This is a genomic window from Anoxybacillus ayderensis (genome assembly GCF_000833605.1).
Classification (GTDB): Bacteria; Bacillota; Bacilli; order Bacillales; family Anoxybacillaceae; genus Anoxybacillus; species Anoxybacillus ayderensis.
The window spans coordinates 1-5,179 of record NZ_JXTG01000040.1 but is presented as its reverse complement, the minus strand read 5'-3'; the positions used below and the strand labels follow the sequence as shown (position 1 = coordinate 5,179).

Annotated in this window: 6 protein-coding genes and 1 pseudogene; 6 read left to right on the top strand and 1 reads right to left on the bottom strand. The window is 43.9% G+C overall.

Translation table 11 applies throughout. From position 1 onward, the window contains the following. The 6 genes and pseudogenes from JV16_RS14670 to JV16_RS14645 form a co-directional block, all read left to right on the top strand. The coding region (locus JV16_RS14670) for an S-layer homology domain-containing protein (protein WP_244463848.1) at window positions 1-1,332 on the top strand (1,332 nt) is incomplete at its 5' end. Window positions 1,333-1,386: 54 nt separating this feature from the next. After that, complete coding sequence (locus JV16_RS14665) at window positions 1,387-1,803, top strand: JAB domain-containing protein (RefSeq protein ID WP_021096053.1); 417 nt, start codon at window positions 1,387-1,389, stop codon at window positions 1,801-1,803. A 314-nt stretch (window positions 1,804-2,117) separates the two neighbouring features. After that, entirely contained in the window at window positions 2,118-2,360 is a 243-nt protein-coding gene (locus JV16_RS14660; protein ID WP_021096054.1) for a hypothetical protein, read from the top strand. Then, a complete protein-coding gene (locus JV16_RS14655; RefSeq protein WP_021096055.1) occupies window positions 2,347-2,712 on the top strand; it encodes a PIN domain-containing protein in 366 nt (121 codons plus the stop codon). Before JV16_RS14660 ends, JV16_RS14655 begins: the two co-directional genes overlap by 14 nt. Before the next feature lie 80 nt (window positions 2,713-2,792). Next, a complete protein-coding gene (locus tag JV16_RS14650) occupies window positions 2,793-3,263 on the top strand; it encodes a hypothetical protein (RefSeq protein ID WP_042536448.1) in 471 nt (156 codons plus the stop codon). Between the two features lie 307 nt (window positions 3,264-3,570). After that, window positions 3,571-4,286 (top strand): annotated as a pseudogene (locus JV16_RS14645) (IS1380 family transposase); the annotation flags it as partial. Between the two features lie 83 nt (window positions 4,287-4,369). Here the strand turns inward: JV16_RS14645 and JV16_RS14640 are convergent. Beyond that, a partial coding sequence (locus JV16_RS14640; RefSeq protein ID WP_052481277.1) for an IS982 family transposase occupies window positions 4,370-5,179 on the bottom strand: 810 nt, incomplete at its 5' end.

Below are 5,179 nucleotides of genomic sequence, written 5' to 3'. Positions count from 1 at the left end.
AGTGGCACAACACCAGTGAAGGGTGAAAATGGTACGGTTGTTTTACAGCCGAAAGTAGAGACGAAAGAAAAAGACGGCAAAGTAGTAGAAAAAGTGGCAACTATTTCAACAAATGAAGTTGAAGCGATTGTCAAGGAGCTGTCGAATGAAAATAAACAAGTCGTCGTCTCCCTCGGCTCGCTTCCAAAAGGTGTAGCCACAAAAGTAGATGTGCCAGCTACATTATTTACACAAGCGGCAAATAAACAAGCAGAAGCAACGATTGTGAGCGCCAGTGAACAAGCGACGTACAAATTGCCAGTCAAAGAAGTGCAGGCGTCTCTTGCGACGATTGCCCAGTCACTTGGTGCAGCGGTAGAACAAGTAAGCATCTCGATTGAAATGAAAGTGAACGATGCGCCGTCACTACGTGTGAAACCGTTGTCTGATGCGGTAGAGTTTCATGTCGTGGCGAAAGCAAATGGACAAGAACGCGTCATCGACCGGTTTACTCAATATGTCGAACGCGAAATCGCGTTAAAGCAATCGGTCAACGCTAGTCGTGCCATTGCAGTGCGCGTGAACGATGACGGTTCACTTACCCCAGTACCGACAACGTTTGTTGGCAACAAAGCAGTCATTAAATCGTTGACGAACTCGACGTATGTTGTTGTGGAAGGAACACATACATTTAGTGACATCCAACCACATTGGGCGAAAGGTTATATTGAAACACTCGCGGCGAAACAGCTTGTCAAAGGGATGACGGACAAAACATATCGACCAAATGATCGGATGACGCGCGCGCAATTTGCAGTGTTGCTTGCACGTGCGCTAGGATTGCCGAGCGAAACGTATGACGGTCGCTTTGCTGATGTGAAGGGAACGGAGTGGTTTAACAAGAACGGTGAATTAGCAGCGGCAGTCAAGTTCGGAATCATTCAAGGAAAAACAGCTTATATGTTTGCGCCGAATGAGCCAATCACTCGCGCACAAGCAGCTGTCATGATCGAACGGGCATTGAAACTGTCGTTTGTTGGCTATGATGAGGCAACAAGCGACAAAACGAAAAAAGTGACAGATTTCCGCGATGCAAAACAATTGCCAACATGGGCAAAACAGGCGATTGAAGCAGTATACCAAGCAGGCATCATGCAAGGACGAGATAGTGGAAACTTTGATCCGACAAGCCATGTGACGCGTGCCGAAATGGCGAAGGTGTTAGCTAAAATTGTGGTGCCTGTCACGCCCCGAAGATTGTCGAAGTTTTATAGAGACAGAGAGTCATTGAATGGCTCTCTGTTTCTTTTTTTTCGCATTAAACATGATTTGAAACATATATTATACTTTTGAATGCCTTCATTCCCTTCAAGGAATGGGGCGATTTTTGTTTTAGGAGGGAGTCGAATGCAACCAGCAAAGCGTGTGAACATTGTAAGCTTGAAGCTCATTCGGGAAGGGAGTGTGTTGTACAGGGAGCGGCGTGTTCAGTCTCCAGAGGATGGGTATCAGCTGTTGAAGTGTGCGGATCGGGAGGTGTTTGTCGTCGTTTGTTTGGACACGAAAAATCAGCCGACGGCAATTCTGATATGTGGGGAGTTTGAATGCAAGCCTGAGGTGTTTAAGTCAGCGATTTTGGCAAATGCGGCGTCGGTGTTGGTGGCGCACAATCATCCGCCGACCGACCCGACACCGTCAAGGGAGGACATTGAAGTGACGAGAAGGCTTGTCGAGGCAGGGAGAATTGTCGGGATTGAGCTGTTAGATCATGTCGTCGTTAGCGGTGAGCGATTCGTGTCGTTGAAAGAAAAAGGGTACGTGTGAGGGGGAAATTATGTTGGAATGGTTTATTGCGAAAATGAAACGTGAATTTGGTGTGGAAGTCAGACAGGAGGATGTTGGGGATGAAGCGTAATTTGACTATGAGAAGGTCGATGTGTTTATTCCTCCGAGCACATCAAGAAGCTGAAGAATCCGCTGTTGTTGGAAGCGATCCTATATGTAGTAGGAAGTGAATCCGTCAATCAAACATTGGTGAAACATATAATATGTCAAAATGAATTTTTCGTGTTATCGTGTACAGTTAAATGGTATAATATGTTTAAGAAGTTCCATTTTCGTTGAAAGGAGCGAAAGGCATGGATTTCGTGCGAGTCATAAAGAATAGCAATGATTTAGAAAAATTTATAGATATACCTGAGAAATTAAGAAACAGGAAAGTAGAAGTCATTGTTCTTCCTTATACAGACAAAGAAGAGGCAGAACAAGTAGAAAAAAGAAGCTTGAGGGGGGCGTTGTCAAAATATAAAAATGAGGTTTTGCGAGCTCAAGAAAGCGAGGCCTGGTCTAAAGCCGTGGTGGATAAATATGAAAATCATTGATACAAACATTATCCTAAGATATTTGCTTAATGATCATGATGATTTGTCAGCGAAAGCCGCAACGATTATCGAAAATAACAAGGTATTATTGCCGAATGAGGTAGTAGTTGAAGTCGTTTATGTTCTTGAAAAAGTGTACAAAGTAAAAAACAACGAGATATGTGACACTCTTTTAGAACTGTGTAAATATGATAATATCAACGTCGATGATATCGAAATACTAGAAGAAGCACTCATTTTGTTTGGAAAAAGAAGGTTGGACTTTGTCGATACTCTTTTATACGCCTATAATAAAGTGAAGGGATACCAAGTATATACTTTTGATAAGAAGCTAAACAACATACTTGGGTAAGTGCCAGTCCCGCCCCGAGAACCGCGTGCCTGTGCACTGCAATCGAAAATAATGAAAGAAATAGCGAAGGAGGGATGCAAATGAATCAAGAACTGAAAGATTTGCTTCGCTCGGTGTTAAAGGAAGAACTGCAGCCGATTCGTAAGCAGTTGGAGCGTGTTGAACAAACCCAACAAGAGTTACAGCGTGGTCAGAAAGTATTAGAAGCGGGTGTCGCTCAAGTTCAGCAAGATGTGGCAGAGTTACGAGTAGATCAGCAAGCGTTGCAACAAGACGTAGCGCAACTGCAAGCAGGTCAGCAAAAATTAGAGCATGAGATGAGCGGAATGAAGCAGTCACTTGGAAATATGGAACGGACAGGGGAGAAGATTCTCGAAGAGTTGCGCATATCAAAAAACAACCAGGCATTATTGCTAAATGACTTGACAGGCATAAAAAAATCAATGGATGTGACGGTTGCTTATTTGCAACGTAGATCCGACGTCATGTTTGATAAAATGATCGAACATGAAAAAGAAATTTTAAATTTAAAAACACGTTTACCAAACTAACTCCCAATGGGAGCTATTTTTTTATATGTCGAAGAGTATCACATGTACTGGATGAAGTAACCTCTGTCAAGTAGACAGGAATAAGAAAGCACATTTAAGTTGATTGGCTCTCTATTTTTTTATGTTCTTGCAGGAATTTGCATGTTTTTGTTGAAAGAATCCGTGATGATGAATGAACGGGGGATGAGAGGAATGTTTATTGTGAGATACTGAACCCGTGACAAAACATTTTTACAATAGTCGCAAACCGTTGATACGATAAGGGAAAACGAGATGAACGACTTTTCATTAAGTAGGTGAACATGCGATAAAAAATTTCCTGATTCGGTTTGTGTTGACAGATGAAGCCATTACCCCAAGTGCGGGGGGTGTCCTTGTTGGCTACTTACTCCCTCAAACGAAACTGAATAAACAAGTAAATGCACTTCACTTCTCACCATTCGTCGAGAAGTGCACATTTCCCATAGCGACGTCATTCGCTTGATGATCGGTTTGCTTGTCGCAGAAAAACGGACGTTGATCATATTGAAGCATATCGTCAGGACGGTATGTTTTCGACATCTATGGGCATTCGGCATCCCCAGCGTTGAGACAGCGACTTGATCAGCTCGCTTGTCTTCCGATGACCGAAACGATTCTTTTGGAGGAGTCTCATGCGTCTATTGATTCAACGACAGGTCACCTTATCATCTTGTTGGACGAAAGGGAAGCTATTGGGTGCGGCTCAAAGGATACGAGCATGTTCGAATGAGCGATGTGCTCACGTTGTATCATGATCATGCGACATGCGAACAGTTTCATAGTGAACTCAAGAGCGACTTAGATTTAGAGTTGCTTCCATCTGGGAAGATGAGAACGAATGCGCCCGTGTTGGTGATGGGAGACTTCGTGTACAACCTTCTTCACCTGATCGGACAAGATCTATTAAGCGGTCAGAGACATCCATTACATCACAAATTGAAACGTCGTCGTATCAAGACGATCATTCAGACGGTGATCGCGATGGTATGGCAACTCGTTCGCTGATCACGACAACAATGGATAAAACTGATGCGAAGGAGCGAATACAGTTATACTCCTACTGAACCCGTGGTGCTAGTTGAGCGCTAGCGCTCAACTAGCCCGAGTGTTACAAGCGAATACACCAACAATATGCCATCTAGTGCCACTTCAAACCCTGAAATCGAATTAGCACGAATTTCTGTAATACGATACTGGTCAACGAGGACGGAGAACACTGTTTCTATAACTTTACGTTTTTGTTTGAGCCATTTCTCCCATGATTCAGATGGGCGGTGTTTCTGATTTTTGCGAGATGGAGTCCAAAAAGCGATTTGGTACTCTTCATACAACTTTTTTTGCAATTCGCTGCTGATGAATCCTTTGTCGCCCAAATTATAGCGATGAGGAATTTGAGTCATGACGGTTTCAGCTGCGGTTCGATCGTGACAGGACGCCTCCGTTACCACGTATCCCATAGGTAGTCCTTGGTCTGTCACTTGAAGATGAAACTTAAACCCATAGTACCACTGCTTTTTCGACGCACAAAGTCCGATGTCCGCGATCCCTTGGAATCGTTTGACACGGTACATTCTTGCGGCATGGCACAACTCGATTGGCATGCTATCTACTACCGCATAGGCATGGTGTTGACCACGTTTCGCTAGTTCATGACGAATCCACTTGATCGCAAGGCGCAGCGCTCGGCAACGGCGATTGTATCGAGAACGTTCGAGAAAATGTCTATCAGTGAACAGGTTCCCAGTAACAAAGCGATGCCATGCACGCTCGGAAGAGAAGCCAAGCAACTTTCCTAAAAGATGAATGGCAATGATCACCGCGTCTTCTTGTTTCGCCAAATGACGATTGCGACGTTGAAGATAGAATTGAATTTGTGACAGCTGGGCAGAAACAAA